The 3,239-nt window shown below is 43.3% G+C and carries 1 protein-coding gene; it reads left to right on the forward strand.

Features of this window, described 5'->3' with window-relative positions; translation table 11 throughout:
* The coding region (locus PALI_RS00085; protein WP_193154367.1) for a non-ribosomal peptide synthetase at positions 1–3,239 on the forward strand (3,239 nt) is incomplete at both ends.

The raw sequence follows: 3,239 nt of genomic DNA on the forward strand, positions 1-3,239 counted from the left end.
TGAGTTACAGAGCATTGAATGAACGCGCCAATCAACTAGCGCATTATTTGCGTGTACAACATCATGTTGGACCGGATACGTTAGTTGGATTATGCGTTGAACGCTCACTTGAAATGATGGTTGGGGTACTGGCAATTTTAAAAGCTGGAGGGGCTTATGTGCCACTGGATCCTGCTTATCCTAAAGAGCGTCTTGCCTTTATGATTGAGGACACTGGATTATCAGTGGTGTTGACACAACAAAAAGTGCATGACCTTTTAGATGAATTTAACGTTGCCGCTGTGACAATTTGTGTTCCCGAACACTTTAACGACTATGCTGTGACCGCTCCAGAGATAACCGAACTAACGGCTGAACATTTAGCCTATGTCATGTACACATCGGGTTCAACGGGTACGCCTAAAGGTGTGATGATCACACATGGTAACTTGGTGAATTTTAGTGCTAACTGCGAGTTACGATACGATATCACCGAAGCCGACAATATATTGCAATTTTCAACCATGAACTTTGATATTTTTGTGGAAGAGTGGTTAGCATCATTAACGCGTGGTGCCAGTTTAATTCTGCGAGACGACGCGGTGTCGTTGAGTCGAGACGCTTTTATTGATTTTTGCCATAAACATGCCATTAGCGTAGTCAGTTTACCCACCGCATTTTGGCATCAATTAGCTTTGGACCAAGAGGAACTGACAGCACTGCCGTTACGTTTGGTGATAGTCGGAGGTGAGGCGCTGGATAAAAAGTCAGTAGCGAGCTTAAAACCAGGTTTTCAATTAATCAATACATATGGCCCAACGGAAACAACCGTGACCGCATCAGGGTATGCAATTAATGACGGTTATCATGAAACCCATGCGGTACCAATTGGCCGAGCTAATGTTAATACGGCGTGTTTGGTACTGTCTGAGCAGCTTACTTTATGTCCTCCAGAAGTGATCGGGGAGCTTTACATTAGTGGTCAGTGTCTCGCCAAAGGTTACCTTAATCAACCAGCCCTAACAGCTAAATATTTTATTGATAATCCGTATTATGACGCGACAAATCCGGCGTTGAGCAAACGATTATATAAAACAGGGGACATGGCACGCTTATCGGCAAAAGGTGAGCTGGCGTTTATGGGCCGCAGTGACGATCAGGTTAAAATTCGTGGTTTTAGGGTTGAATTGGGTGAAATAGAAAATAAATTAATGGCAGAGCCAACGGTTGCATCGGCAGTAGTATTGGCGGAGCACAGTAATGAAGGAGGTCAATCTTTACGTGCTTATATTAAATTTGTGATGGATAAGACTGATAGTCAGGCAGATGAGTTAATACAATCACTGCAACAGACTTTGTCGACTTCGTTACCAAACTATATGGTACCAACAGCCTTCACATCAGTGGTGCAATGGCCTATGACGGTGAATGGTAAATTAGACAAACGCGCATTATTGGCACTGCCGTCGAGGGTATTACAGCAAGAATATTTAGCCCCCCAGACGTACGAAGAAAAGTTATTGGTTGAAATTTGCAGTGAGTTATTGGCATTACCATTGAGTAAGATCAGTATTACAGCTAATTTCTTTGCACTTGGAGGTCATTCACTGCTGATTATGCAGTTAGTAAGTCAACTAAGAAATCAAGGGTTACAGGCTGATGTACAGGCCCTATTTAAGGCACGTACCTTACAAGATATGGCTCGTCAAATAACATTATTTAGCAATGAGACACGTATTACTATACCGGCCAATGGGATCCCAATTGACTGTAATAGCATCACGTCAGAAATGGTGACGTTAGCAACCGTTAGTGAGCAGGAAATAACACAGATAGCCAAAGTTATTCCAGGAGGGATGGGTAATATTCAAGATATTTATCCACTTGCGCCGCTTCAAGAAGGCGTATTGTTTATTCATACCATGAGTGAACAACAAGACCCCTACGTTACCAGTACCACTTTTGAGTTTGATGATGGGGCAAGTTTAGCTCGTTTCTTGGGGGCATTAGAGCAACTTATTGCCAGACATGATGTGCTACGCACAGCGATTTTGTGGCGAGATCGTACGACAGCGTTGCAGGTGGTACAGCGTGAAGCAAAACTGGCCGTGACAGAGCTATCGTTTAACGCAAGTGAAGATGTTCACGGTGCTTTTTTAGCGCATGTGGCAAATGCTGACTACTGGATTGAGTTAGAAACAGCGCCATTACTGCAATTATCGGTATGTGAAGATAAAGCGAGAGGTAAACACTATGCACTACTGTGTGAGCATCACCTGATATCAGATCACGTCTCGTTGGAAATTTTAGTGGCAGAGCTGACAACGTTATTACAAGATCCAGAGGCTAAATTGGCGGCCCCAGTGCCTTATCGTGAATTTGTAGGACGTACCTTACAGCATACAGCAGCGTTAAATACGAAAGCGTTCTTTAGCCAACAATTAGGCGATGTAAATACACCAACATTACCCTATGGCTTAACCGAAGTACTAAACGACGGCACGGGTATCGAGAGCATCAAATTGACATTAGCTCCCACTCAAGCGATGCAACTGCGTAGATTGATGCGGGCACATCATAGTAGTCCCGCAGCAATGTTTCATCTTATTTGGGCCAAAGTATTATCAGTGTGTAGCGGTCAATCAAGCGTTGTTTTTGGTACTGTATTATCGGGTCGAATGAACGGTATGCCAGGGATAGAAAGTATGATGGGCATGTTGATCAACACCTTGCCATTAAAAGTTGAATTAGATAATCATAGTGCAAGCACCTTATTGCGTCAGATAAATGATGACTTACAAGCTTTAGTGCCCTATGAACAAGTTTCATTGGCAGAGGCGCAACGCTACAGTGCAGTGGAAGGGCAGTTACCGTTATTTAGTGCGATGTTGAACTACCGTCATTCAGTACAAGAAGAAACATTAGAGGTAGATGCAGGATTCAAAGTAATAGAAAGTCAGGAGCGAACTAATTATCCATTTAATCTATCGGTAGATGACTTAGGAGAGGGGTTTGGATTAGAGCTACAAATTGACGAACGTGCACCGGCACAGCGCATAGCACATTACCTAGAAGTGACATTGAACGACGTCTTATCATTATTAGAAAATGATTCAGTACAGTCGGTTCATAGCCTGTGTGTGTTACCGGAGCAAGAGCGCAAACAACAACTAGACAGTTGGAATGACACAAGGGTGGAGTACCCAAAAGAATTATGTATTCATGAATTATTTGAAGCGCAGGCAGCAGCTAACCCAACT

Origin of the sequence: Pseudoalteromonas aliena SW19 (assembly GCF_014905615.1) — a bacterium.
Taxonomy (GTDB): Bacteria; Pseudomonadota; Gammaproteobacteria; order Enterobacterales; family Alteromonadaceae; genus Pseudoalteromonas; species Pseudoalteromonas aliena.